This window comes from Pseudomonas sp. ZT5P21 (genome assembly GCF_054897785.1).
On sequence record NZ_CM142705.1, the window covers coordinates 3,900,453 to 3,919,516 of the forward strand.

At 59.2% G+C, this 19,064-nt stretch carries 20 protein-coding genes; 15 read left to right on the forward strand and 5 right to left on the reverse strand.

All coding sequences use genetic code 11. From position 1 onward, the window contains the following. From ACYZT9_RS18090 to ccoP (ACYZT9_RS18115), 6 genes are all read left to right on the forward strand, one after another. Positions 1-216: a cbb3-type cytochrome oxidase subunit 3 gene (locus ACYZT9_RS18090; RefSeq protein WP_462006753.1), complete on the forward strand. Its 216-nt coding sequence runs from the start codon at positions 1-3 to the stop codon at positions 214-216. After that, the gene (ccoP, locus tag ACYZT9_RS18095; protein ID WP_462006754.1) at positions 213-1,166 is read left to right on the forward strand and encodes a cytochrome-c oxidase, cbb3-type subunit III; all 954 of its coding nucleotides are present in this window, start codon (positions 213-215) and stop codon (positions 1,164-1,166) included. The genes ACYZT9_RS18090 and ccoP (ACYZT9_RS18095) overlap by 4 nt, the downstream gene beginning before the upstream one ends. A 481-nt stretch (positions 1,167-1,647) precedes the next feature. After that, positions 1,648-3,090: a cytochrome-c oxidase, cbb3-type subunit I gene (gene ccoN / locus ACYZT9_RS18100; protein ID WP_462006755.1), complete on the forward strand. Its 1,443-nt coding sequence runs from the start codon at positions 1,648-1,650 to the stop codon at positions 3,088-3,090. Next, on the forward strand, positions 3,090-3,698 hold the full coding sequence (gene ccoO / locus ACYZT9_RS18105) for a cytochrome-c oxidase, cbb3-type subunit II (protein ID WP_462006756.1): 609 nt from the start codon (positions 3,090-3,092) through the stop codon (positions 3,696-3,698). Before ccoN ends, ccoO begins: the two co-directional genes overlap by 1 nt. Positions 3,699-3,703: 5 nt before the next feature. Beyond that, positions 3,704-3,889: a CcoQ/FixQ family Cbb3-type cytochrome c oxidase assembly chaperone gene (locus tag ACYZT9_RS18110; RefSeq protein WP_003175465.1), complete on the forward strand. Its 186-nt coding sequence runs from the start codon at positions 3,704-3,706 to the stop codon at positions 3,887-3,889. Then, on the forward strand, positions 3,886-4,869 hold the full coding sequence (gene ccoP / locus ACYZT9_RS18115) for a cytochrome-c oxidase, cbb3-type subunit III (RefSeq protein WP_462006757.1): 984 nt from the start codon (positions 3,886-3,888) through the stop codon (positions 4,867-4,869). Before ACYZT9_RS18110 ends, ccoP (ACYZT9_RS18115) begins: the two co-directional genes overlap by 4 nt. 73 nt (positions 4,870-4,942) lie before the next feature. Here ccoP (ACYZT9_RS18115) and ACYZT9_RS18120 read toward each other — a convergent pair whose 3' ends face one another. Then, positions 4,943-5,956, reverse strand: coding sequence for a metallophosphoesterase family protein (locus tag ACYZT9_RS18120; RefSeq protein ID WP_462006758.1), 1,014 nt, complete (start codon positions 5,954-5,956; stop codon positions 4,943-4,945). Between the two features lie 294 nt (positions 5,957-6,250). Between ACYZT9_RS18120 and ACYZT9_RS18125 the strand changes: the two genes are divergently transcribed. The 9 genes from ACYZT9_RS18125 (at position 6,251) to ACYZT9_RS18165 (ending at position 15,231) form a co-directional block, all read left to right on the forward strand. Then, the gene (locus ACYZT9_RS18125; protein ID WP_462006759.1) at positions 6,251-6,442 is read left to right on the forward strand and encodes a hypothetical protein; all 192 of its coding nucleotides are present in this window, start codon (positions 6,251-6,253) and stop codon (positions 6,440-6,442) included. A gap of 205 nt (positions 6,443-6,647) precedes the next feature. Continuing rightward, a complete protein-coding gene (gene ccoG / locus ACYZT9_RS18130) occupies positions 6,648-8,063 on the forward strand; it encodes a cytochrome c oxidase accessory protein CcoG (RefSeq protein WP_462006760.1) in 1,416 nt (471 codons plus the stop codon). An 11-nt stretch (positions 8,064-8,074) separates the two neighbouring features. Then, on the forward strand, positions 8,075-8,614 hold the full coding sequence (locus tag ACYZT9_RS18135; protein WP_462006761.1) for a FixH family protein: 540 nt from the start codon (positions 8,075-8,077) through the stop codon (positions 8,612-8,614). 174 nt (positions 8,615-8,788) lie between these two features. Then, positions 8,789-11,239: a heavy metal translocating P-type ATPase gene (locus ACYZT9_RS18140; RefSeq protein ID WP_462006762.1), complete on the forward strand. Its 2,451-nt coding sequence runs from the start codon at positions 8,789-8,791 to the stop codon at positions 11,237-11,239. A 24-nt stretch (positions 11,240-11,263) separates the two neighbouring features. After that, positions 11,264-11,482, forward strand: coding sequence for a cbb3-type cytochrome oxidase assembly protein CcoS (gene ccoS, locus ACYZT9_RS18145; RefSeq protein WP_462006763.1), 219 nt, complete (start codon positions 11,264-11,266; stop codon positions 11,480-11,482). Beyond that, positions 11,475-12,158 carry a sulfite exporter TauE/SafE family protein gene (locus tag ACYZT9_RS18150; protein ID WP_462006764.1) on the forward strand — a complete coding sequence of 228 codons (684 nt, stop codon included), beginning with the start codon at positions 11,475-11,477 and terminating at the stop codon, positions 12,156-12,158. Before ccoS ends, ACYZT9_RS18150 begins: the two co-directional genes overlap by 8 nt. A 202-nt stretch (positions 12,159-12,360) precedes the next feature. Continuing rightward, entirely contained in the window at positions 12,361-13,743 is a 1,383-nt protein-coding gene (gene hemN / locus ACYZT9_RS18155; RefSeq protein WP_462010251.1) for an oxygen-independent coproporphyrinogen III oxidase, read from the forward strand. Between the two features lie 125 nt (positions 13,744-13,868). Further along, positions 13,869-14,603: a fumarate/nitrate reduction transcriptional regulator Fnr gene (fnr, locus tag ACYZT9_RS18160; protein ID WP_462006765.1), complete on the forward strand. Its 735-nt coding sequence runs from the start codon at positions 13,869-13,871 to the stop codon at positions 14,601-14,603. Between the two features lie 79 nt (positions 14,604-14,682). Further along, complete coding sequence (locus tag ACYZT9_RS18165; protein WP_462006766.1) at positions 14,683-15,231, forward strand: adenine phosphoribosyltransferase; 549 nt, start codon at positions 14,683-14,685, stop codon at positions 15,229-15,231. 141 nt (positions 15,232-15,372) lie between these two features. Here ACYZT9_RS18165 and ACYZT9_RS18170 read toward each other — a convergent pair whose 3' ends face one another. From ACYZT9_RS18170 to ACYZT9_RS18185, 4 genes are all read right to left on the reverse strand, one after another. Beyond that, complete coding sequence (locus ACYZT9_RS18170; protein ID WP_462006767.1) at positions 15,373-16,521, reverse strand: acyl-CoA dehydrogenase family protein; 1,149 nt, start codon at positions 16,519-16,521, stop codon at positions 15,373-15,375. A gap of 173 nt (positions 16,522-16,694) precedes the next feature. Next, complete coding sequence (recR, locus tag ACYZT9_RS18175) at positions 16,695-17,297, reverse strand: recombination mediator RecR (protein WP_462006768.1); 603 nt, start codon at positions 17,295-17,297, stop codon at positions 16,695-16,697. Between the two features lie 66 nt (positions 17,298-17,363). Then, entirely contained in the window at positions 17,364-18,398 is a 1,035-nt protein-coding gene (locus ACYZT9_RS18180) for an NADP-dependent oxidoreductase (protein ID WP_462006769.1), read from the reverse strand. A 263-nt stretch (positions 18,399-18,661) separates the two neighbouring features. Then, positions 18,662-19,000 (reverse strand): YbaB/EbfC family nucleoid-associated protein, encoded by a 339-nt coding sequence (locus ACYZT9_RS18185; RefSeq protein WP_008028561.1) that lies wholly within the window; start codon positions 18,998-19,000, stop codon positions 18,662-18,664. Between the last annotated feature and the right edge of the window lie 64 nt (positions 19,001-19,064).

Genomic DNA, 19,064 nt, shown 5'->3' on the forward strand with positions numbered 1-19,064 from the left:
ATGGCCATGCCCTTTGAAATAATGAGCGAAATGAGCAGTGGAATGATCCGCGGCCTGGGCACGGTCGTGGTGTTCGTGGCCTTCGTCGGCCTGACGCTGTGGGTGTTCAACGGCAAGCGCAACGCCGAATTCGCCGAAGCGCGCCTACTGCCGTTCGCCGATGAGCCACAACCCGATAGCACCCAAGAACCTGTCACAAGGAGTACCCGGTCATGACCACTTTCTGGAGTACGTGGATCTGCGTACTGACCATCGGCAGCCTGATCGGTCTGACCTGGCTGCTGATCGGCACCCGCAAGGGCGAAACCAAGGGCAGCGTCGACCAGACCATGGGCCACAGCTTCGACGGCATCGAGGAGTACGACAACCCGCTGCCGCAGTGGTGGTTCATGCTGTTCGCAGGCACGCTGGTGTTCGCCGTGGGTTATCTGGTGCTTTACCCGGGCCTGGGCAACTGGAAAGGCATCCTGCCCGGTTACGACGACGGCTGGACTGGCGCGCACGAATGGGAAAAGGAGATGAACAAGGCCGACGCGAAGTTCGGGCCGATCTTCGCCAAATTCGCCGCCATGCCCGTTGAAGAAGTGGCCAAGGACCCACAAGCGCTGAAAATGGGCGGTCGTCTGTTCGCATCTAACTGCTCGGTGTGCCACGGCTCGGATGCCAAGGGTGCTTTCGGTTTTCCGAACCTTGCCGACAGCGACTGGCGGTGGGGCGGCGACGCTGCAATGATCAAGACCACGATCATGGGCGGTCGTATGGCAGCGATGCCGGCCTGGGGTGAAATCCTCGGTGAGGCTGGTGTGAAAAACGTTGCCGCCTATGTGCGTCATGAACTGGCAGGCCTGCCGTTGCCGGCCGATAGCAGTGCCGACCTGCAAGCCGGACAGCAAGCGTTCAGCACGATGTGCGTCGCCTGTCATGGGACGAATGGTCACGGCACTGAAGCCATGGGCGCGCCGAACCTGACGCAACCGGCCGGTTTCATCTATGGAACAAGTCTGGCGCAACTGCAACAAACCATTCGCCATGGCCGCCAGGGTCATATGCCGGCGCAGAACGAACTGCTCGGCAACGATAAGGTGCAACTGCTGGCCGCTTATGTGTACAGCCTGTCCCACGGGCTGAATACAGAACGTTTGCAGGCGGAAGGCAAAAGCGAATAATTCTTGACCGTTCTGCTGCCGCATTTCACCGGATGCGGCAGTTCCCTGCCCCTTTGCGACCCATTGTCGCACCCTCCGTTAGTCCTCCTTTCGATTCCCCGGATTCGGGTCTAAGCTTGTTCCGATGCGGACTGGCATGAGCCGGTTCCAGGTCGACCCAACCCGATGTGTTTGACGAATTTGTTCGATGACAGGCCGCAAAGGCAGGTAAAGACCGGCTGTTGTGCCAATTGCCATCGGTCACCATTGGTTACGATTGAACACACCTCGTTACATCTGACCTGACCCCCTCGCTTTTTTCATCCGCAGCGACATTTTGCCCACGAGCAATTTTGTCCTTACGCGGCATATGGAAAGGCCGCAGAATCAGCATTTGAAAGCATTGACCCAGGTCATGGCGCGTTGCAATGACCCCCCGCTTTCTCCATACTTGCGGCCGATTTTTACTCCTAATAAAACACCCAAACCGTGGAACCTTAGAATGAGCACAGCAATCAGTCCGACTGCTTATAACTATAAGGTAGTCCGCCAGTTCGCCATCATGACGGTGGTCTGGGGGATCCTTGGCATGGGGCTCGGTGTCTTCATCGCCTCGCAACTGGTCTGGCCGGAGTTGAACTTCGGTCTGGCATGGACGAGCTTTGGACGCCTGCGCCCGTTGCACACCAACCTGGTGATTTTCGCCTTCGGTGGTTGTGCACTGTTTGCCACTTCTTATTACGTCGTGCAGCGAACCTGCCAAACGCGACTGATTTCCGATAGCCTCGCGGCCTTCACCTTCTGGGGTTGGCAAGCGGTGATCGTCGGCGCCATCGTTACCTTGCCGCTGGGTTACACCACCACCAAGGAATACGCTGAGCTGGAATGGCCTCTGGCTATTTTGCTGGCCATCGTCTGGGTCACTTACGGTCTGGTGTTCTTCGGCACCATCACCAAGCGCAAGACCAAGCATATCTATGTGGGTAACTGGTTCTACGGTGCCTTCATCGTCGTGACGGCGATGCTGCATATCGTCAACCACGCCTCCCTGCCGGTCAGTTTCTTCAAGTCCTACTCGGCCTATGCCGGTGCGACCGATGCGATGATCCAGTGGTGGTACGGTCACAACGCGGTAGGTTTCTTCCTGACTACCGGATTCCTGGGGATGATGTACTACTTCGTTCCGAAGCAGGCCGAACGTCCGATCTACTCCTATCGCCTGTCCATCGTGCACTTCTGGGCACTGATCACCCTGTACATCTGGGCCGGTCCGCACCATCTGCACTACACCGCACTGCCGGACTGGGCTCAGTCGCTGGGCATGGCGATGTCGATCATCCTGCTGGCTCCGAGCTGGGGCGGCATGATCAACGGCATGATGACCCTGTCGGGCGCCTGGCATAAGCTGCGCACCGACCCGATCCTGCGCTTCCTCGTGGTATCGCTGGCGTTCTACGGCATGTCGACCTTCGAAGGCCCGATGATGGCCATCAAGACCGTCAACTCGCTGTCCCACTACACCGACTGGACCATTGGCCACGTACACGCCGGCGCTCTTGGCTGGGTAGCGATGATCTCGATCGGCGCGATCTACCACATGATTCCGAAACTGTTCGGCCGCGCGCAGATGCACAGCATCGGCCTGATCAACGCGCACTTCTGGCTCGCGACCATCGGTACCGTTCTGTACATCGCTTCGATGTGGGTCAACGGCATCACCCAGGGTCTGATGTGGCGTGCAATCAACGATGACGGCACCCTCACCTACTCGTTCGTCGAAGCGCTGCAAGCCAGCCACCCTGGTTTCATCGTTCGCGCCCTGGGCGGTGCGTTCTTTGCCGCCGGTATGCTGTTCATGGCCTACAACGTATGGCGTACCGTACGCGCCTCGAACCCGGTTGAAGCCAAAGCCGCCGAACAGATTGCTGTAGTTGGAGCTCACTGATGAAGCATGAAGCAATCGAGAAGAATATTGGCCTGCTGGCCTTCTTCATGGTTATCGCCGTCAGCATCGGCGGCCTGACCCAGATCGTTCCGCTGTTTTTCCAGGACGTGACCAACAAGCCCGTCGAAGGCATGAAACCTCGTACCGCCCTTGAACTGGAAGGCCGCGACGTCTACATCGCCCAGGGTTGTGTCAGCTGCCACTCGCAGATGATCCGTCCGTTCCGTGCTGAAACCGAGCGTTACGGCCACTACTCGGTTGCCGGTGAAAGCGTCTGGGACCATCCGTTCCTGTGGGGTTCCAAGCGTACCGGTCCGGACCTGGCCCGTGTCGGTGGTCGTTATTCCGATGACTGGCAACGTGCGCATTTGTACAACCCGCGCAACGTGGTGCCCGAGTCGAAAATGCCGGCCTACCCGTTCCTCGTGGAAAACAGGCTCGACGGCAAAGACACCGCCAAGAAAATGGAAGTCTTGCGCACGCTCGGCGTCCCTTACACCGATGAAGACATCGCCGGCGCCAAGGATGCAGTGAAGGGCAAAACCGAAATGGACGCGCTGGTGGCCTATCTGCAAGGCCTGGGCACCATCATCAAAAGCAAACGGTGATTTAGATGGATATCGGGATGATTCGTGGCCTGGGCACCGTTGTCGTGATGGTGGCCTTCATCGGTCTGGCGTTGTGGGTGTTCAGCCCCAAGCGCAAGTCGGAGTTTGAAGACGCGACCTTGCTGCCTTTCGCGGATGATCCCGAAGCCATCAAGCACGTCGAGCAAGCTTCTAGGAGTAACAAAGAATGACTACGTTCTGGAGTCTGTACGTCACAGTCCTCAGTCTCGGCACCATCTTCGCCCTGACCTGGCTGCTGCTGTCCACCCGCAAGGGTCAGCGCGCCGAGCAGACAGAAGAAACGGTTGGCCACTCCTTCGACGGGATCGAGGAGTACGACAACCCACTGCCGAAATGGTGGTTCATGCTGTTCGTGGGCACCATCATCTTCGCCCTGGGCTACCTGGTTCTGTACCCGGGCCTGGGCAATTGGAAAGGCCTGTTGCCGGGTTACAACTACCTGGATAACGAGAAGCAGACTGCGTTCGCCAACGGCCAGTCCGGCTGGACCGGCGTTCACGAATGGGAAAAGGAGATGGCCAAGTCGGACGCCAGGTTCGGCCCGATCTTCGCCAAGTTCGCTTCCATGCCGATTGAAGAAGTTGCCAAGGACCCGCAAGCCCTGAAGATGGGTGGCCGCCTGTTCGCCTCCAACTGCTCTGTCTGCCATGGCTCCGACGCCAAAGGCGCCTACGGCTTCCCTAACCTGACCGACGCCGACTGGCGTTGGGGCGGCGAAGCGGAAACCATCAAGACCACCATCATGGGCGGCCGTCACGCGGTAATGCCGGCATGGGCTGAAGTGATCGGCGAGCAAGGCGTTGCGGACGTAGCCGCGTTCGTACTGACCAACCTCGATGGCCGCAAGCTGCCGGAAGGCACCAAGGCTGATCCGGTTGCCGGGCAGAAACTGTTCGCCGCCAACTGCGTGGCGTGCCACGGTCCTGCCGGCAAAGGTACGCCAGCAATGGGCGCCCCCGACCTGACCCACCCGGCCGGGTTCATCTACGGCTCAAGTTTCGCTCAGCTGCAGCAGACCATCCGTTACGGCCGTCAGGGCCAGATGCCTGCGCAAGAACAGCTGCAAGGCAACGACAAGGTCCACCTGCTGGCCGCTTACGTCTACAGCCTGTCTCACGGTGAGAAGGCTCCGGCGGCAGACGCTCAGTAACGCGAAAGCCTGATGCAAAAAACGGCCCCATCATTTGACGGGGCCGTTTTTGTTCAGGCCTGCAGTGTATTCGCTATTTGACCTTGATCGTTGCGATCTCTTGGCGACTTGGCCAATTGTTGCCATTGACCTGATGAACCGTCAGTGCCTTGCGATCCTGGGCAAAACTGGCAATCAGGTAAGTCTGGTTGGACGCCCCGCCGCTCAGGAAAACCGGAACGTCGCCAAAATAATCTCGTTGGTTCCAGCCGGTATATTGACCCGGCCTGTTATGAAAATGCCCGGCAAATATCGCTGTCACCTCGTAACGCTCGATCATCGATCTAAAGCGTTCAATCTGATCGGCGCCTCCCTTCCAACGCTCCGGCTTGTGCATATTAAGCAAAATGATCTTGCCCTGATGACGTGCACGTTGCAGGTCGCGCTCGAGCCAGTCCAGCGCATCTGAAATTTCAAAGTTCACTCTGTTAAACAGAAACCCCGACGAGAAACTTACCGAATAAGTTGGCTCGTTATTTAACTGAACCAGATGAACATCACCAAAGGTCCGAGAATAGGCGAGACTACCATAAAATACTTTGGTTAGACCTTCGCTCCTCGCTGCCAAATCAAAAGTCCCCACCACCCCCCAATACCTGTTTTTTAAATCGCCAATACTGCCGGCAGCACAGTTGTTTTCGGGAAAGCTGCACTTGTCAATGTTGTTGCCATAGTCATGATTGCCAAGTCCGTAGTCATAGACGCCTCCAAGTCGCTCGTCCAGAATCGATCGCACAGTGGCTCGCTCGCCACTGTGACCGAACGCCGTCATATCGCCGTTTATCATGACGGGGACGTGGCTCGGATTCTGGCTAAAGTTACGCCTGAAGTTGGCCACGTCCGAATACTGGCTTTCTATCAACCAACGCGAGCGCTTGTCTCGATCCGAACTGGATTCGTCCCAATCGTTATCAGAACTTTCGGTCCAGGGAAACTGCGGATCCGACGTAAAAATCAGATGCCGAGGCGAATCTGCACCCTGCGAGGTAGACATGAACGACAAGACAGCAATGAAACTCAACACCTTTACAGATTCAAACAGAAACATGGGATTCCTTCTCCTTAAATACAACATAACTATTAATCTGGAGCAGTCAACGCTACCCCGAACCCACCTCAAACTAACTCCTTAAAACGGGAGCAGGCAATCATCGCCACAATAAAATATATTACAAACAACAGCCTCCACACCTCACAACTTGAAACCAACACCCAACAGATCCAACAACTAACAAATGATAACTTCCTAACCAGCTGAACAGCGACTATCAAATACATCTAAGCCGCAACGCTCACACCAACAAAACAATCCAAACAAACAAACAAACAAGGAAATCATTAAATGAACGAAGAAAATACTATTGGCAATATTGAACAACCCGCGAGCGATCCCGTGACGCAAGTTGGTAACAATGCAAACATTCTGAAACCAAAGGCACGCAGCCTTAATGTTGAAAGCGTTGCTGACAAACAGCGCGGCTCTGGTGGATTGGACTCGCTGGGACAAGGCTACCTTCTTGTGACTGACGAGTGACCAAGGTAGATCGTCTATAGTCAATTGACCTGCATCATGATTTGTTACATTCGCTACACCATCCGCGGATTTCCCCCAACGCGACCAAAGGTCGCACCCTTGGGCTAGAACGACAGGCGTATCATTGCGCCACTGCAGCACCTCTTTTTGACCTCGGTCGGCATGTACTGACCGAGGCATTTTTCCACTGCCGTGGGATGCAACGATGAGCAACCAAATTCCGGTACACGACGTTACCCCGCCTGCCAAAAACGCGAACAACAGCGTCGACCTCTACGCTTCTCGAGAAAAGATCTACACCCGTGCCTTCACCGGCCTTTTCCGCAACCTGCGGATGATGGGCGGAGGCCTTCTTTTTTTGTTGTATTTCGGCACGGTTTGGCTGAACTGGGGCGGTCATCAAGCCGTCTGGTGGAACCTTCCGGAGCGCAAATTCTTTATTTTTGGCGCCACCTTCTGGCCCCAGGACTTCATCCTGCTCTCGGGAATTCTGATCGTCAGTGCCTTCGGCCTGTTTTTCATTACCGTGTACGCCGGTCGCGTCTGGTGCGGCTATACCTGCCCGCAGAGTGTCTGGACCTGGATTTTCATGTGGTGCGAAAAGGTCACCGAGGGCGACCGCAACCAGCGCATCAAGCTCGACAAGGCGCCGATGAGCGCCAACAAATTCCTGCGTAAATTCAGCAAGCACGCGATGTGGCTGTTGATCGGCTTCGTGACTGGCATGACGTTCGTCGGTTACTTCTCGCCAATCCGCGAACTGACCCTGGATTTTTTCACCGGCGAGGCCGATGGCTGGTCGTATTTCTGGGTTGGTTTCTTCACCCTGGCCACTTACGGCAACGCCGGCTGGTTGCGCGAGCAAGTGTGCATTTACATGTGCCCGTATGCGCGCTTCCAGAGTGTGATGTTCGATAAGGACACGCTGATCGTCTCCTACGATCCGCGTCGCGGTGAAAGCCGCGGCCCGCGCAAGAAAGGCGTCGACTACAAGGCTCAGGGCCTGGGCGATTGCATCGACTGCACCATGTGCGTCCAGGTCTGCCCGACCGGCATCGACATCCGCGATGGCCTGCAAATCGAATGCATCGGTTGCGCCGCGTGCATCGATGCCTGCGACAGCATCATGGACAAGATGGATTACCCGCGCGGTCTTATCAGCTACACCACCGAGCACAACCTGTCGGGGCAAAAAACCCATAAACTGCGCCCTCGGCTGATCGGCTACGCGGCGGTGTTGCTGGCAATGATGGCGTTGCTCGCGGGGGCGTTCTTCATGCGTTCGCTGGTGGGTTTCGACGTCAGCAAGGACCGCGTGCTGTACCGCGAGAACGCCGAAGGCCGGATCGAAAACGTCTACAGCCTGAAGATCATGAACAAAGATCAGCGCGACCACACCTACGTGCTGGAAGCCGCCGGCCTGCCGGACCTCAAGCTGCAAGGCAAGCGCGAGATCAAGGTCGCTGCGGGCGAGATTTTCAGCCAGCCGGTCGAACTGTCCATGGCACCGGAAAAACTGCCGTCGAGCACCAACGAGGTGAAATTCATCCTCAAGGACGCCGATGACGAAAGCATCCACGTTGAAGCCAAGAGCCGGTTCATCGGCCCACAAATTCGTTGAGAGAAGTGATCATGCCCGCAGCAAACGCCGCAAGTCCCTGGTACAAGCACCTTTGGCCGTGGATCATCATTGCCATCCTGGCCTGTTCGGTGACGTTGACCTTGTCCATGGTGACCATCGCGGTTAAAAACCCGGACAATCTGGTCAATGACAACTACTACGAGGCCGGCAAAGGCATCAACCGCTCCCTCGACCGCGAGCTGCTGGCGCAGACCCTGCTCCTGCGCGCCAGCGTGCACCTGGATGACGTGACTGGCGAAGTCGACCTGCGCCTGAGCGGCAACAGCCAACCGAAAACCCTGGAGCTGAACCTGATCTCGCCCACGCAGCCCGAGAAGGATCGCAAGATCACCCTCGCCCGCAGCGAAACCGAACAAGGCCGTTACATCGGTCAGTTGAGCGACAAGGTCGATGGCCGTCGCTTTGTCGAGCTGCTGGGCACTCAGGACGACCACATCTGGCGCATGTTCGAAGAAGAACAGGTCAGCCATGACAAGGATCTGCTGCTGGGTGACGAACCGCTGCAGGGCGCCGAAGACTTGAAGAAGTAAGTTCCAGCGAATACGGTCAAATGTGGCGAGGGAGCTTGCTCCCGCTGGGGTGCGAAGCGCCCCTGAAACCAGCAAACCGGTTCTTTCAGGCATAGCGAGTTCGCAATAATGCGACTGCTTCGCAGCCGAACGGGAGCAAGCTCCCTCGCCACAATGGTTCTCATGGCAACAGACATGACCACACCAACCCCCTGCTACCACTGCGCCCTCCCCGTCCCGACCGGCAGCCGCTTCACCGCTGCCGTCCTCGGTGAAACCCGCGAGTTCTGCTGCCCGGGTTGTCAGGCTGTGGCCGAAGCGATTGTCGCCGGCGGGCTGGAAAGCTATTACCAGCATCGCAGCGAGGCCTCGGCCAACCCCGAAGCGTTGCCGGTGCAGTTGGTGGACGAGCTGGCGCTGTACGACCGCGCCGACGTGCAAAAACCCTTTGTCCGCCATGATGGCGAGCTCGCCGAAACCACCCTGTTGATGGAGGGCATCAGCTGCGCGGCGTGCGGTTGGCTGATTGAGAAACACCTGCGCGGCTTGCCGGCCGTGGCGGAAGCGCGGCTGAACCTTTCCAACCATCGCCTGCACGTGCGCTGGGCCGACGCGCAATTGCCGTTAAGCAAGGTGCTCAGCGAATTGCGCCACATCGGTTACGCCGCGCACCCCTATCAGGCCGACCGCGCCAGCGAACAACTGGCCAGCGAAAACCGCCTGGCCCTGCGCCAACTCGGGGTCGCCGGGCTGCTGTGGTTCCAGGCGATGATGGCGACCATGGCCACCTGGCCGGAATTCAACATCGACCTCAGCCCCGAACTGCACACCATCCTGCGCTGGGTCGCGCTGTTCCTCACCACACCGATCGTGTTCTACAGCTGTGCGCCGTTCTTCAAAGGCGCAATGCGAGATTTGCGCACGCGCCACCTGACCATGGACGTTTCGGTGTCGCTGGCGATTGGCAGCGCCTACATCGCCGGGATCTGGACTTCGATCACCGGGGTCGGGGAACTGTATTTCGATGCCGTTGGCATGTTTGCCCTGTTCCTGCTCGCCGGGCGTTATCTGGAGCGGCGCGCCCGGGAACGCACCGCCGCCGCCACGGCACAACTCGTCAATCTGCTGCCCGCCTCGTGCCTGCGATTGAGCTTCGACGGTCAGAGCGAGCGGATCCTGCTCAGCGAATTGCGCGTTGGCGATCAAGTGCTGGTGCACCCCGGCGCGATCCTCCCGGCCGACGGCAAGATCCTCGACGGCCAATCAAGCATCGACGAGTCTCTGTTGACCGGCGAATACCTGCCGCATCCGAGAACGCTCGGCGATGCCGTCACCGCCGGCACACTCAACGTTGAAGGCGTGTTGACCGTGGAAGTCCTCGCCCTCGGCCAGGACACCCGGCTGTCCGCCATCGTCCGCCTGCTGGATCGCGCTCAGGCTGAAAAACCGAGACTCGCAGAAATCGCCGACCGCGCTGCGCAGTGGTTCCTCTTGCTGTCGCTGATGGCTGCCGCCGTCATCGGCCTTGTGTGGTGGGAACTGGATTCATCGCGGGCCTTCTGGATTGTCCTGGCGATGCTCGTCGCGACCTGCCCGTGCGCCTTGTCGCTCGCCACGCCGACCGCCCTCACCGCCGCCACCGGCACGCTACACAAGCTCGGGCTGCTGCTGACGCGCGGCCATGTGCTCGAAGGCTTGAACCAGATAGACACCGTCATTTTCGACAAGACCGGCACGCTCACCGAAGGACGTCTCGCGTTGCGCTCGATCCGCCCCCTCGGCGCAATCGACAGCGACCAGTGCCTCAGCCTCGCCGCCGCCCTCGAAAACCGTTCCGAACACCCGATCGCCCGCGCGTTTGGCCGCGCGCCACTGGCCGCCGAAGAAGTCCTCAGCACGCCGGGGCTGGGCCTGGAAGGTGTGGTCGGTGAGCAACGCCTGCGGATCGGCCAGCCGGGTTTTGTCTGCGAACTCAGCGGCGCCGCCATCCCTTTGATGCCTGAGGAGGCCGGCCAGTGGCTGTTGCTCGGCGACAGTCAGGGGCCGCTGGCGTGGTTCGTCCTCGACGACCGTTTGCGCGCCGATGCACCGGCATTACTGCAAGCCTGCAAGGCGCGCGGCTGGCGCACACTGTTGTTGTCCGGCGACAGCTCGCCGATGGTCGCCAGCGTCGCTGCCGAACTGGGCATCGACGAGGCCCGTGGCGGTTTGCGACCGGACGACAAGTTGCGAGTCCTGCAACAGCTACACAAGGAAGGTCGCAAGGTGTTGATGCTCGGTGACGGGGTCAACGATGTACCCGTGCTGGCCGCCGCTGACATCAGCGTCGCCATGGGATCGGCCACCGATCTGGCGAAAACCAGCGCCGACGCCGTGCTGCTGTCGAACCGTCTCGACGCGCTGGTGCAAGCTTTCAGCCTCGCCCGACGCACCCGTCGGGTAATCATTGAGAACCTGCTGTGGGCCGGGCTGTACAATGGCCTCATGTTGCCGTTCGCCGCCCTCGGCTGGATCACGCCGGTGTGGGCCGCAGTCGGCATGTCCATCAGTTCGTTGACCGTGGTGCTGAACGCCCTGCGCCTGACTCGCCTGCCGAGCACGCCGACCGCCAGCGCCACGCCAGAAACCCGCCCGCTGCCGGCCTGAGCCGCGCGGGCATGGAGCCTCCCCATGCCAGCTCTTTACGTGATGATCCCCGCCGCGCTGCTGATCGTGGCCATCGCGGTGTACATCTTCTTTTGGGCAGTCGACAGCGGTCAGTACGACGACCTCGACGGCCCGGCCCACAGCATTCTGTTCGACGACCAGGATCCGAATCACACCGCTGCGGTGGACGAAGCCAGCGGCCATCCGGTCAAACCGGATGACAAGGTGCCCCCGCATGTTTGAGCTGGCGCCACTGTTGGTGTCTGCGGTGATCCTCGGCCTGCTCGGCGGCGGTCATTGCCTGGGCATGTGCGGAGGCTTGATGGGCGCGTTGACCCTGGCAATACCCAAGGAACAACGCAGTCGACGCTTTCGCTTGCTGCTGGCCTATAACCTCGGGCGAATTCTCAGCTACGCCACGGCCGGCCTGCTGATCGGCCTGGCGGGCTGGGCAGTGGCGAACAGTCCGGCGGCCATGGTGATGCGGATCCTCGCTGGATTGCTGTTGATAGCGATGGGGCTTTATCTTGCCGGTTGGTGGAGCGGTTTGACCCGCATTGAAAGCCTCGGTCGCGGTCTGTGGCGGCATATCCAGCCGGTGGCCAACACATTGCTGCCGGTGTCGAGCGTTCCCCGCGCATTGTTGCTAGGCGCGCTCTGGGGCTGGCTGCCGTGCGGACTGGTTTACAGCACGTTGCTGTGGTCGGCGAGTCAGGGTAATGCGCTGGACAGTGCATTGCTGATGCTCGCGTTCGGCCTCGGCACCTGGCCGGTCTTGCTCGCCACGGGGCTGGCGGCCGAGCGTGTCACCGCGCTGTTGCGCAAGCGCAGCGTGCGAATGACCGGTGGCCTGCTGGTGATGCTGTTTGGTCTCTGGACCCTGCCGGGGCCGCATCAGCATTGGTTGATGGGGCATTGATCCTGTGGCGAGGGAGCTTGCTCCCGCTGGACTGCGTAGCAGACCCGTCTTTTAGGGCCGCTTCGCGGCCCAGCGGGAGCAAGCTCCCTCGCCACAAAACCAATCACGCCACCCGTCACCCTTGATGCAAATCAAGATGCCCCAGCGCCGCCCCCCATAGACTTGCGAACACTGCCAGCCTATCCGGGGGAATGCCCGCATGATGCTCGACGCCATTCGTTGGGATACCGATCTGATCCGCCGTTATGACCTGGCGGGACCGCGTTACACCTCCTACCCGACCGCCGTGCAGTTCGACGGTCATGTGGGCACTTTCGATCTGTTCCACGCGCTACGGGAAAGTCGCAAGGCCCTGCGACCGTTGTCGCTGTATGTGCACGTGCCGTTCTGCGCGAACATTTGTTACTACTGCGCCTGCAACAAAGTCATCACCAAAGATCGCGGCCGTGCCCTGCCCTATTTACAGCGCCTGGAGCAGGAAATCCAGCTGATCGCCTGCCACCTCGATCCGGCGCAGAAGGTCGAGCAATTGCATTTCGGCGGCGGTACGCCAACCTTTCTCAGCCACGACGAATTGCGCCAGTTAATGGCCCAGTTGCGCAAAAGCTTCAACTTGCTGGACGACGATACCGGCGACTACGGCATCGAGATCGACCCGCGCGAAGCCGACTGGTCGACCATGGGCCTGCTCCGTGAACTGGGTTTCAATCGGGTCAGCATCGGTTTGCAAGACCTCGACCCGGCGGTACAACGGGCGGTGAATCGCCTGCAAAGCCTGGAAGAAACCCGTGCGGTGATCGACGCGGCGCGGACGCTGCAATTCCGCTCGATCAACATCGACCTCATCTATGGTTTGCCCAGACAGACACCCGACAACTTCGCCCGCACCGTCGAAGAAGTCATCAACCTGCAACCGGACCGGTTGTCGGTGTTCAACTACGCGCACTTGCCGGAGCGCTTCATGCCGCAACGGCGAATCAACAGCGACGAACTGCCGACGCCGGCGCAGAAACTGGAGATGCTCCAGCGCACCATCGAACAGCTGACCACCGCCGGCTATCGCTACATCGGCATGGACCATTTCGCATTGCCCGACGATGAACTGGCGATTGCCCAGGAAGAATCGACCCTGCAACGCAATTTCCAGGGCTACACCACCCATGGCCACTGCGATTTGATTGGCCTGGGCGTCTCAGCCATCAGCCAGATCGGCGACCTGTACTGCCAGAACAGCAGCGATCTGAACCAGTACCAGAACGCTCTGGCCTCCACGCAACTGGCCACCAATCGCGGCCTGCTGTGCAACGCCGATGATCGCGTACGACGGGCGGTAATTCAGCAGTTGATTTGCAGTTTCAACGTGGAATTCGCCGACATCGAGCAAGCATTCAACATCGATTTTCGTGGTTACTTCGGCGAGTTGTGGCCGCAGTTGCAAGGCATGGCCGAGGACGGACTGATAGAACTGAACAATGAACGGATCACCGTGCTGTCCGCCGGACGATTGCTGGTGCGTTCGGTGTGCATGGTGTTCGATGCGTACCTGGCACAGCAGAACCAGCAACGGTTTTCGCGAGTGATCTAGCGTTCATCATCAGGGAGGCGGTCTTCAAACGCGGCGATGTGACAATTCTGCATACCGCTGGCCTGAACATCTTCTCGTGGGTTACCCTTACGTCTTATGTGTGTTTTCCCACAAGGATTTAAGAAATGTCCGAGCCAGTAAAGCAGCGCGCTCATAACCAGGCTCATTGCAAGGATTGCAGCCTGGCTCCCCTCTGCCTGCCACTTTCTTTGAATCTGGAAGACATGGACGCGCTGGACGAGATCGTTAAGCGTGGCCGCCCGTTGAAAAAGGGTGAATTCCTGTTCCGCCAGGGCGACGTTTTCGATTCCGTTTATGCAGTACGCTCTGGCGCCCTGAAAACGTTCAGCCTCAGTGATGGCGGTGAAGAACAACTCACCGGCTTCCATTTGCCGAGCGAACTGGTCGGGCTGTCGGGCATGGACACGGAGAAGCACCCAGTATCGGCGCAGGCACTGGAAACCACCTCGGTCTGTGAAATTCCGTTCGAACGCCTCGATGAACTGGCGCTGCAACTGCCGCAATTGCGCCGTCAGCTGATGCGCGTGATGAGTCGCGAAATCCGCGACGACCAACAGATGATGTTGCTGCTTTCGAAAAAAACCGCCGACGAGCGCATTGCCACGTTCCTGGTCAACCTGTCGGCGCGTTTCCGCGCTCGCGGCTTCTCGGCCAATCAGTTCCGCCTGAGCATGTCGCGCAACGAAATCGGCAATTACCTGGGCCTGGCGGTAGAAACCGTGTCGCGGGTGTTCACGCGCTTCCAGCAAAACGAACTGATTGCCGCCGAAGGCAAGGAAATTCATATCCTCGACCCGATTCAGCTCTGCGCCCTGGCCGGTGGCTCGATCGAAGGCTGATTCCGACGATCGCGGCTGAGCGAAACGGTTCAGCCGCCGTTATACTGCGACGTTTGCAGCCTGCCAGGACAACTCGACGATGGTCTTCGACTCCTTCGACATCAAATCCCTGATCCGCCCTGTGATCGACTTCCCGAAACCGGGCGTCATCTTTCGCGACATCACCCCGCTGTTTCAGTCGCCCACCGCCCTGCGCCGGGTGATGGACAGCTTTGCTCACCGTTACGTCGAAGCTGACTTCACCCACATCGGCGCCATGGATGCTCGTGGCTTTCTGATTGGTTCGGTGCTGGCGTATCAGTTGAACAAGCCGCTGGTGCTGTTCCGCAAGCAAGGCAAACTGCCGGCCGACGTACTGTCCGAAGGGTATGCGACCGAGTACGGGGAAGCCTTCCTTGAAGTGCACGCCGACAGTCTTTGCGAAGGCGATTCGGTGGTGATGTTCGATGATCTGATCGCCACCGGCGGGACGCTGATTGCGGCAGCGAACCTGATTCACCGCATGGGCGCTCGGGTGCATGAAGCGGCGGCGATTATTGATTTGCCGGAACTGGGCGGGTCGCAACGGCTGGAAGACATGGGGATTCCGACGTTTTGCCTGACGCAGTTTGCCCTGACCGATAAGTAAGCGGCGCCTGTATTGACGCCATCGCGAGCAAGCTCCCACAGTTAATCTCCGTCGTGCACAAAACTTGTGTACACCTAGAATCCCCGGTGGGAGCGAGCTTGCTCGCGATAGCGTCAGTCGCAGCAACATCAATAAAACTTGTTACAGCCCCATCTGCTTACTGATGATCTCGTTCATCACTTCCCGCGTCCCGCCGCCAATCGACAGAATCCGATTGTCGCGATAAAGCCGCTCCACCAGACTTTCGCGCATATACCCCAAGCCCCCCAGAATCTGCACCGCATCGGTCGTGATCCGATCAGCCGTGTCAGTCGCAAAATTCTTGGCCATGGAAATCTCCTTGATCACACTCTGCCCGGCGGCCATTTTTGCTGCTTGGCGATAAGTGAATTCCCGTGACACTTCCAGCGTCGTGGCCATTTCTGCGAGGCGATGCTTGAGCACCTGAAACTTGCCGATAGGTTTGCCGAATGCTTCGCGTTGACGGGCCCACTTCAGGCTTTCTTCCAACGCCAATTGCGCGGTCATGTTGGCCATCAGCGCCAAGGCCAGGCGTTCACTCTGGAAGTTGCCCATGATGCAGGCGAAGCCCATGTTTTCGGCGCCGATCAGATTGCCTACAGGCACGCGGCAATCGTCGAAGAACAACTCCGCCGTGTCGGACGCCCACCAGCCCATTTTCTTCAACTGGCGGCCGACGGTGAAACCCGGCGTGCCCTTCTCGATCAGCAACAGGCTGATGCCACCGAAACCGGGCGCACCCGTGCGCACCGCGACGGTGTAGTAATCCGCGCGTACGCCGCTGGTGATAAAGGTTTTGCTACCGCTGACCCGGTAAACATCACCGTCACGCCGGGCGCGGGTTTGCAGGTTGGCCACATCGGAGCCACCGCTGGGCTCGGTCACGGCCAAAGCGCTGATCTTCTCGCCGGCCAGCACAGCCGGCACGACGCGATCGCGAACGTCCGGCCTGGCCCATTTGAGGATTGGCGGCAGACCGATGTCCAGTGAACCCAAACCGGCGACCAGACCGCCAGAGCCGCAGCGCATCAACTCTTCGCTGGCGGCGATCTTGGCGAACAGATCACCTTCGTGGCTGCCACCCAGCGCTTCGGGGTAACCGATCCCCAGAATCCCCGCCGCACCGGCCTTGAGGTAAAGATCGCGGGGGAAGCTTTCGGCTTCTTCCCACTGGTCGATGTCTGGAAGGATCTCGCGCTCGACGAAACGTCTGACGCTGGCGCGGATCAATTGGTGGCTGTGGTCGAAGTATTCCTGAAAGGCAGGCATCGGCGAACTCCACTGAAGGGTTCAGCGAAGTTAACCGAGCGCTTGCTTGGTTTTCAACAGGATTGTGTGAAACAGGTAAACCGAGGCGCGGCCTTCGCGAGCAAGCCCGCTCCCACAGGGGAATGCGGTCAACTGTGGGAGCGGGCTTGCTCGCGAAGGCGTCAGCTCAAACACTACAGGGCGATCGGCTTACGTCCGGCAAAAGAGTGCGCCAACGTCCCGCCATCCACCAACTCCAGCTCGCCACCCAAGGGCACGCCGTGTGCAATGCGCGAAGCGATCAAGCCTTTGTTGCTGAGCAACTGGGCAATGTAGTGCGCCGTGGCTTCACCTTCGACCGTCGGGTTGGTCGCGAGGATGACTTCGGTAAACGTGCCCGCCTCTTCGATCCGTGCCAGCAACTGCGGAATCCCGATGGCTTCCGGCCCGAGCCCGTCGAGCGGCGATAGATGGCCCTTGAGCACGAAATAGCGACCACGAAAACCGGTCTGCTCTACCGCGTAGACATCCATCGGCCCTTCCACCACGCACAGTAAGGTGTCATCGCGACGAATATCGGCGCATTGCGGGCACAGGTCGTCTTCGGTCAGCGTACGGCACAAACGGCAGTGACCCACCCCTTCCATGGCCTGGCTCAACGCCGACGCCAGGCGCGAGCCACCGCTGCGATCACGTTCGAGCAGCTGTAAGGCCATGCGCTGGGCAGTTTTCTGACCCACACCTGGCAAAATTCGCAGGGCATCGATCAGTTGGCGAATCAAAGGGCTGAAGCTCATTGGGGAAACGTCCGACAAAACAACGAGACGCGGTTTATACCCGCGCCTCTCTTTAGCGTCAAATACTCAGTCTTGCGCGACCCGCACCACCAGTTTTCCGAAGTTGCGTCCTTCCAGCAGACCAATGAACGCTTCGGGTGCATTCTCCAGACCATCGACCACGTCTTCGCGGAATTTCACTTTGCCATCGCGCACCCACGGTGCCATGGCGCTGACGAATTCCGGCTGACGATCACCGTAGTCATCAAACACGATGAAGCCCTGGATGCGCACACGCTTGGTCAGCAACGTGCGCTGCAATTGCGGCAAGCGATCCGGGCCGGTCGGTGCCTGGTGGGCGTTGTAGGACGCGATCAGGCCGCACAAGGGAATCCGCGCCTTTGCGTTCAACAGCGGCAGTACCGCATCGAAAATTTTGCCCCCCACGTTCTCGTAATAGATGTCGACGCCCTGTGGACAGGCCAGCGCCAGTGCTTCGGCGAAATCCGGGCGCTTGTGATCGATGCAAGCATCGAAGCCCAACTCATCGATTACATAGCGACATTTATCCTCGCCGCCAGCCACGCCGACCACACGCAGGCCTTTGATCTTCGCCACCTGGCCGACCACCGACCCCACCGCACCCGACGCAGCGGCAACCACCAGGGTTTCTCCAGATGTGGGTTGACCGATGTCCATCAACCCCATATAGGCGGTCATCCCGGGCATGCCGAGTACGCCCAACGCCATCGACGGGCTCGGCAGCCCGGACGGCACCGGAATGACGTTGCGACCGTCGCTGATGCTGTGGCTCTGCCAACCCGTAGCGCCGACCACCAGATCACCTTCCTGAAACTTTGGATTCATCGAGCGCTCGACACGGCTGACAGCGCCACCGGTCATCACTTCATCGATTTCCACCGGTGCCGCGTAGGACGGAGCGTCACTCATGCGCCCGCGCATGTAAGGGTCCAGTGACAGAAAAAGGGTCTTGAGCAGCACCTGACCGTCGGCCAGGTCCGGCAGCGCTTCCCTTTCGAGGCGGAAATTCTCCGGCGTCGGCGCGCCAACCGGGCGGGACGCCAGGACGATACGTTGATTGAGGGTCAATGCTTCTGGCATGTGAGCGTTTCCTTGTATCGATGAATTCGGCGGTATAGGGGAGCAGACCTTTGTGGCGGTATGGCGTTCGATGTTTCTGCTTCGGACCGAGTGGACTTCATCGCGAGCAAGCTCGGCTCCTACAGGATTAACGCGGTTCCCTGTAGGAGCCGAGCTTGCTCGCGATGGCGATCGCCTAGACGCTACATCCATCAGACAGAAACAAAAATGCCAGGCGCGATGCCTGGCATTTTTTTGTAGCTCATCCGATGCGCTCTGGCGAATCAGAACGGTAGTTTCATGCCCGGTGGCAGTTGCATGCCAGCGGTCATGCCGGACATTTTGTCCTGACTGTTGGCTTCGATCTTGCGCACGGCGTCGTTGACGGCGGCAGCGAACACAGCCTCCAGCATCTCCTTGTCGTCTTCGCTCAAGCCTTCGACCAGGCTTGGGTCGATGGTCACGCGCTTGACGTCGTGACGACCGGTCATCACCACGGTGACCATATCGCCACCGGCCTTGCCGGTGACTTCGGCGTTGGCCAGTTCTTCCTGCATCTTGGCCATTTTTTCCTGCATCTGCTGCGCCTGCTTCATCAGGCCGGCCATGCCACCTTTCATCATGGGAATCACCTCAAAGTGCTTGGATAAAAACAGCGCCCGGGCCTTCCGGCCGAACGCCTTCAGT

Bases quoted from the DNA above. Each gene is read 5' to 3' on its own strand.
- ACYZT9_RS18090 (WP_462006753.1), top strand. From the start codon at position 1: ATGGCCATGCCCTTTGAAATAATGAGCGAAATGAGCAGTGGAATGATC.
- ccoP (WP_462006754.1), top strand. From the start codon at position 213: ATGACCACTTTCTGGAGTACGTGGATCTGCGTACTGACCATCGGCAGC.
- ccoN (WP_462006755.1), top strand. From the start codon at position 1,648: ATGAGCACAGCAATCAGTCCGACTGCTTATAACTATAAGGTAGTCCGC.
- ccoO (WP_462006756.1), top strand. From the start codon at position 3,090: ATGAAGCATGAAGCAATCGAGAAGAATATTGGCCTGCTGGCCTTCTTC.
- ACYZT9_RS18110 (WP_003175465.1), top strand. From the start codon at position 3,704: ATGGATATCGGGATGATTCGTGGCCTGGGCACCGTTGTCGTGATGGTG.
- ccoP (WP_462006757.1), top strand. From the start codon at position 3,886: ATGACTACGTTCTGGAGTCTGTACGTCACAGTCCTCAGTCTCGGCACC.
- ACYZT9_RS18120 (WP_462006758.1), bottom strand. From the start codon at position 5,956: ATGTTTCTGTTTGAATCTGTAAAGGTGTTGAGTTTCATTGCTGTCTTG.
- ACYZT9_RS18125 (WP_462006759.1), top strand. From the start codon at position 6,251: ATGAACGAAGAAAATACTATTGGCAATATTGAACAACCCGCGAGCGAT.
- ccoG (WP_462006760.1), top strand. From the start codon at position 6,648: ATGAGCAACCAAATTCCGGTACACGACGTTACCCCGCCTGCCAAAAAC.
- ACYZT9_RS18135 (WP_462006761.1), top strand. From the start codon at position 8,075: ATGCCCGCAGCAAACGCCGCAAGTCCCTGGTACAAGCACCTTTGGCCG.
- ACYZT9_RS18140 (WP_462006762.1), top strand. From the start codon at position 8,789: ATGACCACACCAACCCCCTGCTACCACTGCGCCCTCCCCGTCCCGACC.
- ccoS (WP_462006763.1), top strand. From the start codon at position 11,264: ATGCCAGCTCTTTACGTGATGATCCCCGCCGCGCTGCTGATCGTGGCC.
- ACYZT9_RS18150 (WP_462006764.1), top strand. From the start codon at position 11,475: ATGTTTGAGCTGGCGCCACTGTTGGTGTCTGCGGTGATCCTCGGCCTG.
- hemN (WP_462010251.1), top strand. From the start codon at position 12,361: ATGCTCGACGCCATTCGTTGGGATACCGATCTGATCCGCCGTTATGAC.
- fnr (WP_462006765.1), top strand. From the start codon at position 13,869: ATGTCCGAGCCAGTAAAGCAGCGCGCTCATAACCAGGCTCATTGCAAG.
- ACYZT9_RS18165 (WP_462006766.1), top strand. From the start codon at position 14,683: ATGGTCTTCGACTCCTTCGACATCAAATCCCTGATCCGCCCTGTGATC.
- ACYZT9_RS18170 (WP_462006767.1), bottom strand. From the start codon at position 16,521: ATGCCTGCCTTTCAGGAATACTTCGACCACAGCCACCAATTGATCCGC.
- recR (WP_462006768.1), bottom strand. From the start codon at position 17,297: ATGAGCTTCAGCCCTTTGATTCGCCAACTGATCGATGCCCTGCGAATT.
- ACYZT9_RS18180 (WP_462006769.1), bottom strand. From the start codon at position 18,398: ATGCCAGAAGCATTGACCCTCAATCAACGTATCGTCCTGGCGTCCCGC.
- ACYZT9_RS18185 (WP_008028561.1), bottom strand. From the start codon at position 19,000: ATGATGAAAGGTGGCATGGCCGGCCTGATGAAGCAGGCGCAGCAGATG.